The organism is Phytobacter sp. RSE-02 (assembly GCF_040578655.1).
GTDB classification, from domain to species: domain Bacteria; phylum Pseudomonadota; class Gammaproteobacteria; order Enterobacterales; family Enterobacteriaceae; genus Phytobacter; species Phytobacter diazotrophicus.
Window position 1 is genome coordinate 54,717 of the sequence record NZ_JBEULY010000002.1, and the last position, 17,831, is coordinate 72,547.

General features: G+C 55.2%; 16 protein-coding genes. 13 read left to right on the forward strand and 3 right to left on the reverse strand.

Features of this window, described 5'->3' with window-relative positions; translation table 11 throughout:
- Positions 1 to 21: 21 nt before the first annotated feature.
- On the reverse strand, positions 22 to 1,161 hold the full coding sequence (locus ABU190_RS03990; RefSeq protein WP_354690456.1) for an iron-containing alcohol dehydrogenase: 1,140 nt from the start codon (positions 1,159 to 1,161) through the stop codon (positions 22 to 24).
- A gap of 175 nt (positions 1,162 to 1,336) precedes the next feature.
- Between ABU190_RS03990 and ABU190_RS03995 the strand changes: the two genes are divergently transcribed.
- From ABU190_RS03995 to ABU190_RS04005, 3 genes are read left to right on the forward strand one after another with little or no spacing between them, the layout of a single operon-like run.
- Positions 1,337 to 2,572 carry a four-carbon acid sugar kinase family protein gene (locus ABU190_RS03995; protein ID WP_110295264.1) on the forward strand — a complete coding sequence of 412 codons (1,236 nt, stop codon included), beginning with the start codon at positions 1,337 to 1,339 and terminating at the stop codon, positions 2,570 to 2,572.
- The gene (locus ABU190_RS04000) at positions 2,565 to 3,551 is read left to right on the forward strand and encodes a D-threonate 4-phosphate dehydrogenase (protein ID WP_079498240.1); all 987 of its coding nucleotides are present in this window, start codon (positions 2,565 to 2,567) and stop codon (positions 3,549 to 3,551) included. Before ABU190_RS03995 ends, ABU190_RS04000 begins: the two co-directional genes overlap by 8 nt.
- A gap of 1 nt (position 3,552) precedes the next feature.
- Positions 3,553 to 4,314 (forward strand): DeoR/GlpR family DNA-binding transcription regulator, encoded by a 762-nt coding sequence (locus tag ABU190_RS04005; protein ID WP_039078932.1) that lies wholly within the window; start codon positions 3,553 to 3,555, stop codon positions 4,312 to 4,314.
- A gap of 13 nt (positions 4,315 to 4,327) precedes the next feature.
- Here the strand turns inward: ABU190_RS04005 and ABU190_RS04010 are convergent, their stop codons facing one another.
- On the reverse strand, positions 4,328 to 5,272 hold the full coding sequence (locus tag ABU190_RS04010; protein ID WP_193793453.1) for an L-lactate dehydrogenase: 945 nt from the start codon (positions 5,270 to 5,272) through the stop codon (positions 4,328 to 4,330).
- A 147-nt stretch (positions 5,273 to 5,419) separates the two neighbouring features.
- Here ABU190_RS04010 and ABU190_RS04015 point away from each other — a divergent pair, with 147 nt between their 5' ends.
- Positions 5,420 to 5,902: a GNAT family N-acetyltransferase gene (locus tag ABU190_RS04015; RefSeq protein ID WP_354690457.1), complete on the forward strand. Its 483-nt coding sequence runs from the start codon at positions 5,420 to 5,422 to the stop codon at positions 5,900 to 5,902.
- On the opposite strand, the gene ABU190_RS04020 is transcribed toward ABU190_RS04015, so the two are convergent.
- On the reverse strand, positions 5,856 to 6,734 hold the full coding sequence (locus ABU190_RS04020; RefSeq protein ID WP_039078935.1) for a LysR family transcriptional regulator: 879 nt from the start codon (positions 6,732 to 6,734) through the stop codon (positions 5,856 to 5,858). The genes ABU190_RS04015 and ABU190_RS04020 overlap by 47 nt on opposite strands.
- Before the next feature lie 104 nt (positions 6,735 to 6,838).
- On the opposite strand from ABU190_RS04020, the gene sad reads away from it, so the two are divergent.
- The 9 genes from sad (at position 6,839) to ABU190_RS04065 (ending at position 17,300) form a co-directional block, all read left to right on the forward strand.
- On the forward strand, positions 6,839 to 8,227 hold the full coding sequence (gene sad / locus ABU190_RS04025) for a succinate-semialdehyde dehydrogenase (protein ID WP_354690458.1): 1,389 nt from the start codon (positions 6,839 to 6,841) through the stop codon (positions 8,225 to 8,227).
- A 102-nt stretch (positions 8,228 to 8,329) separates the two neighbouring features.
- Positions 8,330 to 9,919, forward strand: a complete 1,590-nt coding sequence (locus tag ABU190_RS04030) for a methyl-accepting chemotaxis protein (RefSeq protein ID WP_354690459.1) — start codon at positions 8,330 to 8,332, stop codon at positions 9,917 to 9,919.
- Positions 9,920 to 9,968: 49 nt separating this feature from the next.
- Complete coding sequence (glsB, locus tag ABU190_RS04035) at positions 9,969 to 10,895, forward strand: glutaminase B (protein WP_334633291.1); 927 nt, start codon at positions 9,969 to 9,971, stop codon at positions 10,893 to 10,895.
- Positions 10,895 to 11,251 (forward strand): DUF4186 domain-containing protein, encoded by a 357-nt coding sequence (locus tag ABU190_RS04040; RefSeq protein WP_354690460.1) that lies wholly within the window; start codon positions 10,895 to 10,897, stop codon positions 11,249 to 11,251. Before glsB ends, ABU190_RS04040 begins: the two co-directional genes overlap by 1 nt.
- Before the next feature lie 124 nt (positions 11,252 to 11,375).
- Entirely contained in the window at positions 11,376 to 12,821 is a 1,446-nt protein-coding gene (locus ABU190_RS04045) for a diguanylate cyclase (protein ID WP_354690461.1), read from the forward strand.
- A 211-nt stretch (positions 12,822 to 13,032) separates the two neighbouring features.
- A complete protein-coding gene (locus tag ABU190_RS04050; RefSeq protein ID WP_354690462.1) occupies positions 13,033 to 14,025 on the forward strand; it encodes a diguanylate cyclase in 993 nt (330 codons plus the stop codon).
- Between the two features lie 110 nt (positions 14,026 to 14,135).
- Positions 14,136 to 15,104 (forward strand): sensor domain-containing diguanylate cyclase, encoded by a 969-nt coding sequence (locus ABU190_RS04055; protein ID WP_354690463.1) that lies wholly within the window; start codon positions 14,136 to 14,138, stop codon positions 15,102 to 15,104.
- Positions 15,105 to 15,183: 79 nt separating this feature from the next.
- Positions 15,184 to 15,711 (forward strand): GNAT family N-acetyltransferase, encoded by a 528-nt coding sequence (locus ABU190_RS04060; protein ID WP_354690464.1) that lies wholly within the window; start codon positions 15,184 to 15,186, stop codon positions 15,709 to 15,711.
- 137 nt (positions 15,712 to 15,848) lie between these two features.
- Positions 15,849 to 17,300: a tagaturonate reductase gene (locus ABU190_RS04065; protein WP_354690465.1), complete on the forward strand. Its 1,452-nt coding sequence runs from the start codon at positions 15,849 to 15,851 to the stop codon at positions 17,298 to 17,300.
- The last annotated feature ends 531 nt before the right edge of the window (positions 17,301 to 17,831 follow it).

The following is a 17,831-nucleotide window of genomic DNA, read 5'->3' on the forward strand; positions in this document are numbered from 1 at the left end:
TGCACATCTCTCCATGAAAAATCAGTGAAACAATGTCTGGTAAATCGCTTGCACGGCGGCGTGATCAACAGTGCAAGGAGCATTATTCATCAAGCGCTTAACGTTCAGGGCGGCATCGGCCAGCGACGGAATATCCGCGCGCGGCACCCCCAGCGCTTCCAGGTTGTCCGGCAGGTTGAGGCGTTTTACCAGCGCGGCAAAGTAATCCACCAGCGCGTGGGATTTATCCTCATCACTGAGCGTGGTATCCGCGCCCGGAACCAGATCCCACACCTGCGCGAATTTTTCGACGGCATACGGGCGCACCACTTTCATGCAGGGGGCCAGCAGAATGGCGTTGGCGACACCGTGCGGCAGGTGGTATGTGCCACCCAGCGGGTAGGAGAGCGCATGCACCAGATGGGTACCCGCATGCGTGATCGCCGCCCCACCGTAATAAGAGGCCCACAACATTTCGAGGCGCGCGGCCAGATTGTGTGGCTCATTGACGGCGGTTTCGATGTTGTGCAGAAGCTTACGCAGACCGGTCAGGGCGACGTTGTCGCTTACCGGGTTGGCGATCGTGGCGGTAAAGCACTCGATCAGGTGGCACAGGGCATCAATACCGGTAGAAGAGGCGATATGCGCAGGCATGCTGGTGGTCAGTTCCGGCAGCAGGGCGACATAATCCGGCAGCAGCACCGGAGAGATGATCCCTACTTTGGTGTTCTGTTCCGGGATCGCCAGAATCGCATTCGGCGTGGCTTCGGAGCCGGTCCCGGCGGTGGCCGGAATCAATAAAGACGGTACGCGTGCGGTCGGTTTTTCCCCGGCCAGCAGGGCGTCAAGGCCCGGAGAGCGCGGGTGATAGAGTACCGATAACAGTTTGCTGACGTCGAGAACGCTGCCGCCGCCGATACCGACGACCAGATCAAATGCCGCGTCTGGCGCATCGGCGAGAATACGGGCGACGTCATGCTGGCTGGGTTCCGGCGGTACGTTGTCAATAATCTGTACCAGTCGGCCTTCTGCCTGGAGTAGCGTCAGAATTTGCTGCGTTGCGGCAAGTTTGATGACGTTGCCATCGCTGACCAGTAAGAGTTTCTTTTTACCCGTAAGCAAAGGCGCGATAGCGGGAATGGCCCCTGCGCCGCTTATCAGGGTGCTGTTTATTGTTACCACAACGTTCTCCTGTCTGTCTTTGTGGTGATTGAACTCAATCATCTTTTTTCAATCACGGTCACTGTATGGCATAAATTTATAATTTATTCGCAAATTAAATAAGTTGATCTTGCTCACATATAATCAATTATGATTGAATATAATCATATCCAGAACGTAACGACGCGGAGTAGGGATGAACAAACAAAGCGCGGTCCAGCAAGTGGTGATTCTGGCCGATGACTTCACTGGCGCGAATGATGCGGGCGTGAGCCTGGCGCAGGCAGGGATGCGGGTAGAAGTGGCACTGGAAGCGACATATCAAAGCGATGCGCAGGCGCTCATTTATAACAGCGACAGCCGGGCGATGACGGCGACGGCGGCGTACGAGAAGGTTGCCGCGCTGACCGAAAGCGTACTGCGTCTCTCTTCACCCGCGTGGCTGGTGAAAAAGATAGATTCCACGCTGCGCGGTAATCCGGGGGCGGAAGTGATGGCCATGCAGCGGATTACGGGTGCAAAGGCTGTGATTATCGCCCCGGCATTTCCGGCGGCAGGGCGCATTACCCGCGAGGGGAAATGCCTGGTCAATGGCGTGCTGCTTACCGACACCGAGTTTGCCAGCGATCCGAAAACGCCGATTACCCGTGCGGACGTGGGGGCGCTCTTTAGCGGACATAGCCAGAACATCACACCCTCGCAGTTGCCCGTCGCGCTCTTGAGTGGCAGTGCGCAAGTCCCGGCGCTGCTGGTGGTGGATGCGCAAACGGATGCCGATCTGGATGACATCATCACCCATGCCATGCAGGCGAGTGAAAGGCCGCTGCTGGTCGGTTCCGCCGGGTTGTGTGATGCCCTGTCACGCCGTCTGGCGCCGCAAAAACAGCCGGTAGTACTGGCGGTTGTCGGCTCAATGAGTGAAATCGCTCAAAAACAGGTGAGCATAGCCGCGCAGCATCCACGCTGCGAACACATCTTTGTTGATATTAATGACGTCTTTCAGTCGTCAGCCACCGATTATCGCGCCGCGATTGTCGCCGCGCTTAACGGTGGACGCCATTGCCTGGTCCATACCTGTCCGGATGAACAGGCGCGCCATCAGGTGGCGGCGCTGTGCGAGCGCTGGGGAGTGAGCCGCGCCGAGTGCGGCGAGCGTATTTGTGATTATTTAGGCGCACTTACCCGCGATGTGCTGCAACACAGTACGCCTGACGGTCTCTATCTCTCGGGCGGTGATGTGGCGATAGCGGTCGCCAGGGCGCTCGGGGCAAAAGGGTTTCAGATTCGTGGGCGCGCCGCAGGTTGCGTGCCCTGGGGATATTTTTCAGGTTGCGAATGGCAACGACCAGTGATGACCAAAGCGGGCGGTTTCGGCGACGAAACCACGTTGCGCAAGGTTTTGCATTTTATTGAGGAGAAGTCGAGTGACTAACATTATTGCCGTAACCATGGGCGATCCTGCGGGGATTGGTCCGGAGATTATTATTAAATCGCTGGTCGAAGGGGAACTGTCCGGGGCGCCGGTTGTGGTTGTGGGCTGTGCCCAAACGTTTAACCGTATCCTGGCGCTGAACATCACGCCGCATGCGGAACTGCGCATTATTAACCAGGTCAGCGACGCCCATTTTGCCCCTGGCGTGATTAACGTGCTGGATGAACCGCTGGCGGATCCGCAGGCGCTGGAACCCGGTAAAGTACAAGCCCAGGCAGGCGATCTGGCCTACCGCTGCGTACGTCGTGCGACCGAACTGGCGATGGCCGGCGACGTGAAGGCCATAGCCACCGCACCGCTGAACAAAGAAGCATTGCACTTAGGCGGCCACCACTATCCGGGACATACTGAACTGTTGGCGAAACTGACCAACATTAATGACTACGCGATGGTGCTCTATACCGACAAACTCAAAGTGATTCACGTCACTACGCATATCGCGCTGCGTAAATTCCTCGATACCCTGAATCAGGATCGCATCAAGACGGTGATTCGTGTGGCGGACAGGTTCCTCAAGCGCGTTGGCTTTGCAAATCCGCGTATCGCGGTGGCCGGGGTGAACCCGCATGCCGGAGAAAATGGCCTGTTTGGCGATGAAGAGATCACCACCGTAGGTCCGGCGGTTGAGGCCATGAAAGCCGAAGGAATCAATGTTTACGGCCCGTGCCCGCCAGATACGGTGTTTATGCAGTGCAACGAAGGGATGTACGACATGGTGGTGGCGATGTACCACGATCAGGGACATATTCCGTTAAAATTGCTGGGCTTTTACGATGGGGTTAATATCACTGCTGGTTTGCCGTTTATCCGTACCTCTGCGGATCATGGCACCGCCTTTGATATCGCCTGGACCGGAAAAGCGAAACCGGAGAGCATGGCGGTTTCCATCCAGTTAGCTATGCAAATCACACGAGAATAATATGAAGGGATATAACCGGTTAGAACAGATTATGGATTATCTGAAAGGCCATAATCTGGTAACGGTAGACCAACTGGTGACCATCACCAATGCGTCTCCTGCCACCATTCGCCGCGATTTGATCAAACTCGATCAGGAAGGGGTGATAAGCCGTTCACACGGCGGCGTTACCCTTAACCGGTTTATCCCCTCGCAGCCGACGACGCATGAGAAAATGCAGCGTAACCTGTCGGAAAAACATGCCATCGCCTGTGCGGCCGCGTCGCTGGTGAAAGCCGGTGATGCGATTGTCCTTGATGCCGGTACCACCATGATTGAACTTGCCCGTCAGTTGACGCATCTGCCGCTGCGGGTGATCACCAGCGATTTGCACATTGCGCTGTTCCTCTCCGAGTTTAAGCAGATCGAAGTGACAATTATTGGTGGGCGTATTGATGACACCAGCCAGTCCTGCATCGGCGATCATGGCCGTAAACTGTTGCAGGGGATTTGGCCGGATCTGGCATTCGTAAGCTGCAACGGCTGGGATTTGGAAAAAGGCATCACCTCGCCAACCGAAGAGAAGGCGGCGCTGAAACGGGCATTGATTGATAATGCGCAGCGCCGGGTGTTGCTGGCCGACAGCAGTAAATACGGGGCGTGGTCGCTGTTTAACGTCGCCCGTCTTGATTCACTGACGGACATTGTCACCGACAGTCACCTGGGTGACGATATCCGCCAGAAACTTGCCGTATTACCTGCCCGGTTAACCATCGCGGAATAACCGGGCCACGCCCTCAGGGCAGGCGCGCGATATTGGCTTTTATTACCGATACGGAGTGGTTGAATTTCGCCACTTCGTCTTCTTCAAGCTGCAACTCAATAATCTGCTGTACGCCGCTCTGGGTCAGGACCGCCGGGACACCGATGGCAACGTCGCTTACGCCATACTCACCGTCAAGTACGCAGGAGATCGCCAGCGCGCGGTGGCTTCCGGTAAAGATATTGCGGCAGATTTCCGCGATGGTTCCGGCAATACCGTACTCGGTGCAGCCTTTACGAGCGTAAATTTCAAAACCGTGCTTGCGCACGCTCTCCGCCAGTCCGTCAAAATCGATCGTCTGCCCGGTACGGCGCTTCCAGACATCGGCAATCGGCGAACCGTAGACCGACGAGTGCGACCACACCGGAAACTGGGTGTCGCCATGCTCGCCAAGGATAAAAGCATCGATACTCTGCGCGCCGATATCCAGCGTCTGCGCCAGGGCGCGCCGCAACCGGGTGGTATCCAGCCACACGCCGGTACCAATGACCTGGCTACGCGGCAGGCCAGAGAGTTTCCACACCTGCCAGGTGATGATGTCGCAGGGGTTGGTGGCAATCAAAAAGATGCCATTAAAGCCGTTTTCCATCATCTGCGGCACAATGTTTTTAACGATACGCGCGGTGTTTTGTAGCTCGTCCAGGCGGGTCTGCCCCGGTTTAAGCGGGCCGCCGGAGACAGTGATGACCGCAATGTCCACATCGGCACAGTCGGCGGCGTCGCGCCGGGTGATATGCATCATGCCCGGCATATACGCGGCGGCATCCGCCAGATCCTGCACATGGCCTTCAACGCGATCGCGGTTCAAATCAACAAGGATCAACTCTTCGGCGATGTTCTGATTCAGCAGGGCGTAAGCCGCCGATGCGCCAACATTGCCAGTACCGATGATCATCACTTTGCGGGCTCTGGTATTCATTTCTCTTCCGTTATCACGATTACGCGTGAGCGTAAATTACCGCCGCAGGCGCGATTTATGCAATCCGGAGAGGGATATATAAGTTAATTGTATGGCGAAGTGAGCAGGGTTTGCGCGTAATTTAACAGAACCATAACAGGAGGGCCCATGTATACCTTTATCCCCGCCTCGGCGAGCCAGCCGGACATTCGTACTCTGATTGCCGCCCTGGATGCTTATCAAACCCAACTCTATCCGGCGGAGAGTAATCACCTGCTGGATCTGGCAACCCTGCCACCTGAGAGCGTAATCATGCAAGCCATCGTACATGCATCCGGAGAGGTGGTCGGCTGCGGTGCCATTGTGCTTAACCACGATGGTACCGGTGAGATGAAGCGGGTCTATATCGATGCGCGCCACCGCGGTCAGCAACTGGGGGATAAGCTGCTGAATGCCCTGGAGGCGGCGGCCGTTGCGCGCGAGTGCCATACGCTGCGCCTGGAGACGGGCATTAAACAACAGGCGGCAGTCCGTCTTTATACACGCTGTGGATACCAGCAACGGGAGGCTTTTGCCCCTTATGCAGAAGACCCGCTGAGTATTTTTATGGAAAAACGGCTGACTGCGGATCGGCTTTCAGCACTTCAATAAAGGCATCCAGGTGGCGGGTTTTCGCACCGCGCCGCCACACCAGCCAGGTGTTCAGCCAGCGCCAGTTTTCCGCCAGCGGCCAGGCGCCGACCTGGTGGTGACCGGGCATACTTTCCAGCATGCTGCGCGGAATAAGTGCCAGTCCGGCACCGGCAATCACGCAGGCCAGCATGCCGTGATAGGACTCCATTTCGTGGATTTTCCCGGGGGTAGCCTGATCGGCGTGGAACCAACTCTCAAAATGGCGGCGATAGGAACAGTTGGCGCGAAACGCATAAATACTGGAACCATTCACCTGGGCGGCCCGGGTGATCGGCTCGTGGCCGTGCGGGGCGACAATCATCATCTCTTCACGGTAGACCGGAATGCCTTCCAGACCGGGATGCATCACCGGTCCATCGACAAAGGCGGCGCTCAGCGTGCCATCAAGAATACCGTCAATCATCGTGCCGGAAGGCCCGGTTGCCAGATCGAACTGAATGCGCGGATAGCGCTGATTATATTTCGCCAGTGTGGCCGGGATACGCACTGCTGCGGTGCTCTCCAGCGAACCGAGCGAAAACAATCCCTGTGGCTCGTCCCCGGCCACAACCATCCGCGCTTCATCAACCAGCGCGAGGATCTGCTGGCTGTAGCGCAAAAAGCTGTGCCCGGCGGGGGAAAGACGCAGCCGCTGGTTTTCACGAATAAAGAGATCCACCCCCAGGTCGGCCTCAAGCTGGCGAATGCGGGTGGTCAGATTCGACGGCACACGGTGCACTTTTTGCGCGGCCTGGGTAATGCTGCCGGTCTGCGCCACGGCGTTAAACATCTCAAGCTGCGTTAAATCCATAGCGTTCTCCATTCGTGAATAGTGAAGTTAATATTATTCAGTTTTCAGGAATAACAAATTCAGCGACGATAGCGCAATACCTGAACAGCGAAAGCGAGAGAATTATGTCAATTTCATCTGCCACCCATGCCATTTCCGTGAATCCGGCGACCGGAGAAACCCTGTCGGCTACCCCCTGGGCCAGCCGTGAAGACGTCGACGCTGCCCTGGAACTTGTCGCCAGAGGCTATTGCCAGTGGCGGCAAAAAGGTGTCAATGAGCGTGCGCAGGTTTTGCGTGCGGTCGGTGAGGTATTGCGCCGTCACGGCGAAGCGATGGCGCAGTTGATTTCACAAGAGATGGGCAAACCGATAACCCAGGCGCGCGGCGAAGTCGCTAAATCCGCCAACCTGTGCGACTGGTACGCCGAACACGGCCCGGCGATGCTGGGTTCAGAAGCCACCCAGGTTGAAAACAACCGGGCGACCATTGAATACCGTCCGATGGGGCCGATTCTGGCGGTGATGCCGTGGAACTTTCCGCTGTGGCAGGTGCTGCGCGGTGCGGTGCCGATTCTGCTGGCGGGCAACAGCTATCTGCTTAAGCATGCGCCGAATGTGCTGGGTTGTGCGGCGCTGACAGGCAAAATCTTTGCCGAAGCCGGGGTGCCGCAGGGCGTCTTTGGCTGGGTGAATGCCACCAACGACGGCGTGAGCCAGGCGATTAACGATCCGCGCATTGCGGCAATAACTGTTACCGGCAGCGTGCGTGCCGGGGCGGCGATTGGCGCTCAGGCCGGCGCCGCGCTGAAAAAATGTGTGCTCGAACTGGGCGGTTCCGACCCGTTTATTGTCCTCGGCGATGCGGATCTCGATCTGGCCGTGAAAGCAGCAGTGGCCGGACGTTATCAGAACACCGGGCAGGTTTGCGCGGCGGCTAAACGTTTTATTGTTGAAGCCAGCATTGCCGATGCCTTCACGGAGAAATTTATCGCGGCGGCGGCGGCCTTACCCCAGGGCGAACCGCTGGATGAGACAACCTACCTTGGCCCGATGGCGCGTTACGACCTGCGTGATGAACTGCACGCTCAGGTACTGGCAACGGTCAGCGAGGGGGCAACCTTGGTCCTCGGCGGTGAAAAACCCTCCGGGTCAGGGAACTACTACCCGGCAACCGTGCTGACCCATGTGACGCCAGAGATGACCGCTTTCCGTCAGGAGATGTTCGGCCCGGTGGCAGCCATCACCGTAGCGCGCGATGCTGAACATGCGCTGGAACTGGCCAATGACAGTGATTTCGGTCTGTCTGCGACGGTGTTTACCGCTGATATGGCGCTGGCAGAGGATTTTGCCGCCCGCCTGGAGTGCGGTGGCGTCTTTATTAACGGCTACAGCGCCAGCGATGCCCGCGTGGCGTTCGGTGGTGTGAAGAAAAGCGGATTTGGGCGTGAGTTGTCGCATTTTGGCCTGCACGAGTTTTGTAACGTGCAAACCGTATGGAAAGATCGCCTGTGATCGTATGCGCGCCCTTGCGGGGGCGCGCCGTCTGCGGATGTCATGGTTTCGTCATACTTCTTTCGTAAACTCGCGGGCATCGTGAGGTTATAGAAGAATATCATGAACTTAAAGCAAATTTTCCGCCGAATTTTTCGGCAATTGACACCACGGCAGTTTGGCTTACTGGCAGGTATCTTCTGGATAATAGGACTTTTTTCCGCACTCCAGATTGCCTCCTCCTTCGTTCTCACCCTGTCGTTGCGCGATGCGCAGCATAACGAACAACTCAATCAACAAACCCACCTGCAACAAGTAAAAGTCGATGAAGCCCGCGTGGCGTTACTGGCGGCAAGCGATCTGCTTAACCGCGCAGGCGTCTATTTTATGCAGGATAAAGAGACCGGTTCTGACGGTAGCTGGCATAGCCTGATGGATGAGGCGCAGGCTGCGCTTGCGACGTCGCAGAAATCCTGGCAGGCCTGGCTTGCGATGAATCCACCGAAAGATGACGGGCTGATCAACAGTTACCAGCTTTTCTACGGGGCGATAAAAGAGCAGGCCGACGGTCTGGTGAAAACCAATTCGATCGATGCGTTCTTTGCCGTTCCGGCCCAGGCGTTTCAGGCCGATTTTAACGACAACTACGCGCGCTTCCAGCAGGCCAGTGAAAAGCGGGCCGATGAAGGTCGCCTGACCTTAATGGGCGGGTTAGCGCGCCTGCAACAGGTGTTTGTGCTGGTGCCCGTGCTGTTGGTGGTTATCGCCATTGCAGTCTGGTTTGGCATGTCGCGCTGGGTAATTTCACCGCTGCGTCGGCTTATTGCCCATATCAATACTCTGGCCGCCGGTGACCTTTCCACGCCATTGCCGGAGGTCAAACGCTTCAACCGTGAAATTGATCAGATTGTCCTGAGCGTCGATACCATGCAACACGGGTTACAGCAACTGGTCAGCCAGGTGAGTCACGCCACCCGTTCGATGGTGAACAATATTGATAGCCTGGCGCAGGGCAACCAGAAGCTGTATCAGCAATCGAGCCGCCAGGCACAAGAGCTTGAGGACGTGACGGCACATATCGCGACCCTTGAATCCCATGTTGAAGGCAATAGCGGCTATGCCCAGCTTGCCAGTGAACGTGCTGATGAAGCGCGTAAAGTCGCGGCGGGGGGCGACAGCATGATGGAGACGGTAAACCAGTCGATGCAGGCGATTGTGGGCCGGGCGTCTGAAATGCGCGGTATCGTCGAATTGATTGAAGGGGTGGCGTTCCAGACCAATATTCTGGCGCTCAATGCCGCCATCGAGGCGGCGCACGCGGGTAACCACGGGCGCGGCTTTGCGGTGGTGGCCAAAGAGGTGGGGCTGCTGGCGCGTAAGAGCAGCCATTCGACGCAAACCATCCAGCAACTGATCAACCACTCTTTGCAGGGCATTAACGACGGGACTCACGCGGTCAGTAAGCTGGAAGATAACCTGCAACAGGTCACCGGCCTGGTCGGGCATCTTAGCGGATTACTGAACGATATCTCCACGGCGACCCTAAGCCAGGGGGAGAGCATTCATCATATGACCCGTCGTTTGCATTCGCTCAATAAGGTGGCGCGCCGCACCGGGGAGCTGGTCACGGATGCCACCGAAGCGTCCGTGCAACTGCATAATGATTCTCACGCGCTGATGCAGGCCGTTTCCCGCTTTCGTCTCCCGGCCTGATTTTTGCTATACTCGCAGCCCATTTTACGGCTGCGAGTAAGGATCGGGTGTGGCGACAGTCATGGATAACAGCGTACTTGAGGCATTGCTTGAGCAGGTACGCCCGCTGAAAGGTCTGGGAAAAGTGGCAGACTATATTCCCGCGCTGGCGACCGTCAGCGGGGACAAATTGGGCATCGCCATTTGTACCGTCGACGGTGAACATTTCCAGGCGGGTGATGCCGACGAGCGTTTTTCCATTCAGTCACTTTCAAAAGTCCTCAGCCTTGTGGTGGCGATGAACCATTACGAGGAGGATGAAATCTGGACGCGTGTCGGTAAAGACCCGTCCGGTCAGCCGTTTAATTCTCTATTGCAACTTGAAATAGAGCAGGGCAAACCGCGTAATCCGTTTATCAATGCGGGCGCGCTGGTGGTCTGCGATATGTTGCAAAGCCGCCTGAGCGCCCCGCGCCAGCGGATGCTGGAAATCGTGCGCAAACTGTCCGCCACGCCTGATATCGCGTTCGACAGCGTGGTGGCCCGCTCCGAGTTTGAACATTCCGCGCGTAACGCGGCGATTGCCTGGCTGATGAAATCCTTTGGTAACTTCAATAATGATGTTGCCACGGTACTGCAAAACTACTTTCACTACTGCGCGCTGAAAATGAGCTGTGTCGAGCTGGCGCGGACTTTTCTCTTTTTGGCCGATAAAGGCACGGCGCCGCACCTTGCGCAACCGGTATTAACGCCGCAACAAACACGCCAGGTCAACGCGCTGATGGCAACCAGCGGCATGTATCAAAATGCCGGTGAGTTCGCCTGGCGTGTCGGATTACCGGCAAAATCGGGCGTGGGCGGCGGCATTGTCGCGATTGTGCCGCAAGAGATGGCCATTGCGGTCTGGAGCCCGGAACTGGACGAGGCGGGTAATTCACTGGCGGGGATTGCCCTACTGGAGGCGCTGACCCAACAACTGGGGCGTTCGGTGTATTGATGTCTGACTACGACGCTTTGTTTGCGCGGCTTGCCCGCTCCACTTTTCGATCCCGCTTTCGATTAGGGGCGAAAGAGCGCCAGTACTGCGTGGATAAAGGCGCAGAGGTTATCGCGGCACATGCGGCCGATTTTGTTGCCCGGCGTCTGGCCCCCGCGCTACCGCAGAATGACGGCAAGCAGACGCCGATGCGCGGTCATCCGGTCTTTATTGCCCAGCATGCCACGGCCACCTGCTGTCGGGGGTGTCTGGCAAAATGGCACAGTATTCCAGCCGGTGTTGAACTCACGGATGTGCAGCAGCGTTATATTGTTGGGGTGATTTATCACTGGCTGGTCCTGCAAATGAATTCATAACACTAATGAATTAAACGGCAAACACATGTTAAAGGCCTGTTATATCGACATTACATGTTAAGCTATACGCCGTCTTTACTGCGTCGAAATGACCTGCTACATCCTTACCTGGGATTGATATGTAATGCGCGCTCTTTTTTCGCCCACATTTCGCCTGCTGCGAAATGATCAGCCGTTCATCAATGCGACGGTGATTTTTCTGATCACTACGCTCTTTTATTTTGTTGGGGCGATGCTGCGTCTGGTCGAGGCGCTTTCGCTCTTCTGGCCGTTAAATGCAGTGATGGCAGGGATTTTTGCCCGTTACGCTTTTTTACAGCGCTGGCCTTACTATCTGATGAGCTTTGTGGCGATGCTCCTCTATGACGGCATCACCACCTCGTGGGGCTGGTCATCAGTGGTGATTAACTTTTCTAACATGGTTTTTATCATAACCATGGCGCAACTGGTGCAACGCGAGCAGCGGCTTATGCGTCATGCGCCGCAACCCATAAACGCCCTTAATCTTTTTGGCTACTGTCTGGTGTCGGCAATGCTCTGCTCGCTTTTCGGTGCCTTTGGCTCGATGGGGGTGGTCATCAACCAGGATTTCCTGATGCTCTTTGGTGACTGGTTCAGCGAGCAGTTCTCGACGGGCGTACTGATCCTGCCCTGCATCCTGACCGCTGTCTGGCCGGATACGCGGCTGGCTTTAAATAGCAAAACGTTGCTGCCAGTACTGGCGTTGATTATCTCCGTACTGGCCTCGGTGTGGGTAGGGGGAGCGGGCAGTCTGGCATTCCCGCTGCCGGCGCTTATCTGGTGCGCCGTCACTTTCTCCTTGCCGTTGACCTGCCTGCTGACATTGATAACCGGCGGGCTGGAGATCATCCTGGTGGCCAACGGGTTGATCAATATTTTTGTCGCCTCGCCGTTGCAGATGTCGCGCATGTTTTCTGCCCGACTGGGCATTGCCACGATGGCAATCTGCCCGGTCATCGTCTCTGTCAGTGTGGAAACCATCAACCGTCTGATGCGCCATGTATCTTTGCGCGCGGACTACGATTTTCTGACTCGTGTTTACTCCCGCTCGGGCATGTATGAAGTGCTCAACCATGACAGTAATGGCTTTGCCAACAAACATCTGACGGTCATGCTACTGGACATTGATTACTTCAAAACCGTTAACGATAACTACGGGCACGAGTGTGGCGACCGGATGCTCACCTCATTTGCGCAGAAGGTTCGTCAGGAACTGGGGGAGCAGGGGGTTATTGCCCGGATGGGCGGTGAAGAGTTCGCGGTAATAGCCGCTACGCCCGGTCCGCAGGAGGGTTTTCTGTTGGCTGAACGGCTGCGTAAGTCGGTTGAGGGGCAACTTTTTCACTGGCATGATCAGACACTGCGTCTGACGGTCAGTATTGGCGTCAGCAACGGACAGGTCCTTTCCGGCTCGTTGACGGAGGCTTTTAATAAATTACTCGCTGAGGCGGATGAATACCTTTATCGTTCCAAAAAAGCGGGGCGAAATTGCACCAGTATGCGTCAGTCGTCAATGGAAGAAACGTTAAAGCCTTCGGTCAGTTTCTGAGGCCGAATAGTTGCTCAATCGGCCGTTTCAACAGACCGCATCTGTAGTGTTATAAAGCAAAGGATAGCGATAAGTTATTAAATTACTTGCTACAAATTTTCATCGTCAATACTATAACCGAGTATATGTATCGGAAATAATTCGCGCCATGAATAGATCTGACAATTTGAAAAAAAGCGAGCGGATCACTGGCGGCAGGTTCGTCAGGCGCATGTACCTGATGCGTATTCTTGGGACATTTCTCTGTTTTTTTCCCATTCTCTCCGTATTGCTGGAACTCCATCGCCCCCTGTGGCTGATACTCTTACTGAGCGCTAATGCCTTTATCTGGCCGACGCTGGCATTTATTCGTGCCCGCCGCTCCGACACCCCCCTGACGCTGGAACATCAAAACCTGATCTTAGACGCCGGTGCGGGTGGTTTCTGGATAGCCATGATGTCGGTTAACCCCCTGCCATCGGTGGTCATTGCCACGATCCTGCTCGCCGATCGCCTCTCGGCAGGTGGCGTTGAGCTGATGCGCAAAGCGGGGATGGTGATGCTGGCTGCCTTTGCAGCGGCATGGGTGGCGCAGGGGATGGATTTTTATGTTGAGGTGTCTCAGCGCACCATGTTCACGACGCTGCCCCTGATTGCCATTTATATGCTGGCGCTCAGTGTACTGACCGACAACATCGCCGTTAAGCTGCGAAATAAAAGTCGCGAGCTGGAACGTATTGCGATGATGGACCCGCTACTGGATATTGCCAACCGCCGCCTGCTGGAAAAACGTATCCAGTATGAGCTGGATAAACTGCGTGAACTGCCGCGCAATTCAATGCTGATGTTCATCGATATCGATAACTTTAAAGAAGTGAATGACCGGTTTGGCCACAAAGTGGGCGATGCGTTACTGGTCACGGTGTCGAAGATTCTGCATGCCGCGACGCGAAAAACCGATACCCCGGCGCGCCTGGGAGGGGATGAATTCGTGATTTTGCTTCCTGACACCACACAGGAAGAGGCGCTTGCCGTTGCCGGGCGAATTATGGATTCCGCCGCTGTGATGAGTGTAACTCAGGAATATGCCTTCCACTGTACCCTGAGTATTGGCATTGCCAGTGCGACTCAGGGGATGCAAAACGTCACCGACTGGCTGAAAGCAGCGGATGACGCCCTCTATAAAGCAAAACGTCGCGGTAAAAATCAAATCTACTCACACTGACAAACGTGCTGAATACGCTACGCTTTATTCTGTACACCGCGAATTGATCGAACGATCACGCCTTATAATCGCGGACACCTGCCGATACTGACTAGCGAGATAGGCACTTTATGAAAACTCCTGCAATTCCCTTTGATGAGGAAAAACGCCTGGCATCGTTGCGCGAATCCGGGTTGCTTGATACAGGAACTTCCGAGCGTTTCGACCGCCTGACAAGGCTGGCAAAGCGGTTGTTTAATGTTCCTATCGCACTGGTAACCCTGGTGAGTGAAAAGACCCTGCATTTTAAAACCAGTGACGGCGTCGCCCACGAAAGCCTGCCGCGCCATCTCTCCTTTTGTGGACATACCATCCTCAGCACAACGCCGCTTATCGTCAACGATGCCGGTAGCGACGAGCGTTTTTGTGATAACCCACTGGTAACCGGTGAATCCCATCTGCGCTTTTATGCAGGCTATCCGCTGCGTCTGCCCGATGGGGCGCTGGTCGGCTCATTTTGCCTGCTCGACCGCACCCCGCGCGATTTCTCATCCGCCGAGGTGGATATTCTGAAAGATTTTGCGCTGATCGTGGAAAATGAGTTTGCGGTGATGAGTGCCGCGACCACCGATGAACTCACCGGCCTGTTTAACCGCCGGGCTTTTGATAATCTGGTTAAATTTGCAATTAATAGCGCCCGGCGTCGCGCTGAGCCGCTAGCGCTGGCGTGGTTGGATCTTGACGGTTTCAAGCAGATCAACGACACCTGGGGCCATAACGAGGGTGATGAAGCCCTGCGTTCAATGGCAAAAGTGATGCGCGCAAGCTTCCGTGAAGCGGATTTGTTAGTGCGTTATGGTGGGGATGAGTTCGCGGTACTTTTTTCCGACACCCATGAACAAGGGGCGTGGATTGCCGTTGGGTACCTGGTTGAGCAGACCCAGGCCTGGAATATGTCGTCGGGCAAACCCTGGAAGCTTGCCTTTTCCTGGGGGGTAAGTGAGTTCGATCATAACGGTAATGGCGATATAAAAGCCTGGCTGGAAGATGCGGATGCCAAAATGTACGCCATGAAGACGAAAAACCATCGCGAACGTTAGGCTATAACAAAAACCGATGACATGGGATGTTGTGTTAAAAATATGTAAATCGCATAGTGGTTACTTTTAAGGAATAAAAATGACCACTCCCTCTTCTGTTCGCCTCCTTGATGCCCGCGAAATCCGTACCCGTATTGATGAACTCTGTGACGTATTAGAAAACTGCGTGCAGGGCGGGGCGTCCGTCAGCTTTATGTTGCCTTTCGGGCGGGAAAAATCTCGCGCCTTCTGGCAGGGTGTGGCTGACAGCGCAGGGCGTAATGAACGCGTCGTACTGGTAGATGAAAATAGTGAAGGCCTTATAAACGGCACCGTTCAGCTTATTGTCAACCAGCCCGAAAACCAGCCGCATCGTGCCGATGTCGCCAAACTCCTGGTGCATGAACGCGCTCGCCGTCAGGGTATTGCCGCTAAATTAATGGCACACCTTGAAAGCGTTGCCCGTGAGCAGGGAAAAACGGTACTGGTGCTGGACACCAGTACCGGGAGCGGGGCGGAATCTTTTTATACCCGGTGCGGCTGGCAAAAAGTCGGTGAGATCCCGCGCTATGCCCTAATGCCGGATGGGGCGATGACGGCGACGAGCGTCTTTTATAAGTTTTTGTGACGGGTGTTGTATTTTTATGATTGCCGTTGGAAATGTTGTCTCGCTTTGATCAAAACAGGGGTTCATGGTCGAAAAGTTTGATAAGTTATTAGACCAATCTTCCTAGGTTGTATGACTAATCAAAAAAGGAACCCATTGTGAACACAGTTAACCGTCGCGATTTCCCCGGCGCTTCTTACCCTGAGCGTGTGATTCAGTTTGGCGAAGGCAACTTTCTGCGTGCCTTCGTCGACTGGCAGATCGATTTATTGAATGAACACACTGACCTCAATGCCGGGGTGGTAATTGTTCGTCCAATCGACAGCGACTTCCCGCCCTCTCTGAGTACCCAGGACGGCTTGTATACCACTATCATTCGTGGCCTGAATGAGCAGGGCGAAGCGGTTAGCGACTCACGTCTGATCCGTTCCGTGAATCGTGAAATCAGTGTTTACGCGCAGTACGATGAGTTCCTGAAACTTGCGCACAACCCGGAGATGCGTTTCGTCTTCTCCAACACTACCGAAGCCGGTATCAGCTATCACGCAGGCGACAAATTCGATGACGCACCTGCGGTGAGCTACCCGGCGAAACTGACCCGTCTGCTATTTGAACGCTTTAGCTACTTTAACGGCGCGGCAGATAAAGGTTGGATCATCATCCCGTGTGAACTGATTGACTACAACGGTGACGCGCTGCGTGAACTGGTGTTGCGCTATGCGCAGGAGTGGGCGCTGGGTGATGCGTTCGTGGCATGGCTCGATTCTGCTAACACTTTCTGCTCAACGCTGGTTGACCGTATCGTAACCGGCTATCCGCGCGATGAAGTGGCAAAAATTGAAGCGGAACTGGGTTACCACGACAACTTCCTCGACACCGCAGAACACTTCTATCTGTTTGTGATCCAGGGGCCGCAGTCACTGGCCGCCGAGTTGCGTCTGGACAAATATCCGCTGAACGTGCTGATTGTTGACGACATCAAACCCTATAAAGAACGCAAAGTCGCTATTCTGAATGGCGCGCATACCGCACTGGTTCCGGTTGCCTTCCAGTCGGGCCTCGATACCGTGGGCGAGGCCATGAACGACACCGAAATCTGTGCCTTTGTTGAGAAAGCGATTTATGAAGAGATCATCCCGGTGCTCGACCTGCCGCGTGATGAGCTGGAATCCTTTGCCAGCGCGGTGACCGGGCGTTTCCGTAACCCGTATATCAAACATCAGTTGCTCTCTATCGCCCTGAACGGCATGACCAAATTCCGCACCCGTATTCTGCCGCAACTGCTGGCAGGGCAGAAAGCTACCGGTAAACTGCCTGCGCGCCTGACTTTTGCGCTGGCCGCGTTGATCGCCTTCTACCGTGCAGACCGCAATGGCGAAGCCTATCCGGTGCAGGATGACGCCCACTGGATCACCCGTTACCAGCAACTGTGGGGCCAACATGGTGATCATCAGATCAGCACCAGCGATCTGGTAAAAGCGGTATTGTCGGTCAGCGAACACTGGGAGCAGGATCTGACTCAAGTCAGTGGACTGGTAGAACAGGTTTCTCTGGATCTCGACGCTATTCTGCTGCAGGGCATGCGTCAGGCTGTGAAACCGCTGTGCTAATGGCATTCTGTTAAGCGTGTAACGAACCCGGCTTGCGCCGGGTTTTATTTTTCCTGCATTTAGTTACAACATACTATTGAAGAGGATTAAAGCACACACATCAGAATCGGCGGAAAAATGTGAAAAGGTCTGTCAGGACGGAAGATCTTTTCTATACTTTACTTTGCCACACCAGTGCCGATACGTTCGGCCAGGGAAATCCGTTGTTGCCGCAGCCTGGCGCAACAAGAACGAAAGAGAGGGACAAGCAATGGAAAAGCTGGAAAGAGCGGTGCCTGTTGTTATGGGTCTGGTCGTTAGTATTTCGCTTATTGCCACGGCATGGGATATCTCATTCGTCAGTACTTTGCCCTGAGTAGTTGCCTGAAAGGGGACGTGTTCCCCTTTCAGGCCTTAAGCCATTCCCGCGCTTCTTCGCCACTCGTTGTAATAACGCCACCGCCTCTTCGCTGCTATGAATATTGGTGTAACCCATGATTAACCCGTAGCGTTTTTCAGGCTGTTATACCACTCTGAAAGTGGACTGACCTT

Coding starts and splice junctions, on each gene's coding strand:
- ABU190_RS04040 (WP_354690460.1), top strand. CDS start 10,895: ATGTCTGACTACGACGCTTTGTTTGCGCGGCTTGCCCGCTCCACTTTT.
- ABU190_RS04050 (WP_354690462.1), top strand. CDS start 13,033: ATGTACCTGATGCGTATTCTTGGGACATTTCTCTGTTTTTTTCCCATT.
- ABU190_RS04020 (WP_039078935.1), bottom strand. CDS start 6,734: ATGGATTTAACGCAGCTTGAGATGTTTAACGCCGTGGCGCAGACCGGC.
- ABU190_RS04030 (WP_354690459.1), top strand. CDS start 8,330: ATGAACTTAAAGCAAATTTTCCGCCGAATTTTTCGGCAATTGACACCA.
- sad (WP_354690458.1), top strand. CDS start 6,839: ATGTCAATTTCATCTGCCACCCATGCCATTTCCGTGAATCCGGCGACC.
- ABU190_RS04055 (WP_354690463.1), top strand. CDS start 14,136: ATGAAAACTCCTGCAATTCCCTTTGATGAGGAAAAACGCCTGGCATCG.
- ABU190_RS04045 (WP_354690461.1), top strand. CDS start 11,376: ATGCGCGCTCTTTTTTCGCCCACATTTCGCCTGCTGCGAAATGATCAG.
- ABU190_RS04005 (WP_039078932.1), top strand. CDS start 3,553: ATGAAGGGATATAACCGGTTAGAACAGATTATGGATTATCTGAAAGGC.
- ABU190_RS04060 (WP_354690464.1), top strand. CDS start 15,184: ATGACCACTCCCTCTTCTGTTCGCCTCCTTGATGCCCGCGAAATCCGT.
- ABU190_RS04010 (WP_193793453.1), bottom strand. CDS start 5,272: ATGAATACCAGAGCCCGCAAAGTGATGATCATCGGTACTGGCAATGTT.
- ABU190_RS03995 (WP_110295264.1), top strand. CDS start 1,337: ATGAACAAACAAAGCGCGGTCCAGCAAGTGGTGATTCTGGCCGATGAC.
- ABU190_RS04015 (WP_354690457.1), top strand. CDS start 5,420: ATGTATACCTTTATCCCCGCCTCGGCGAGCCAGCCGGACATTCGTACT.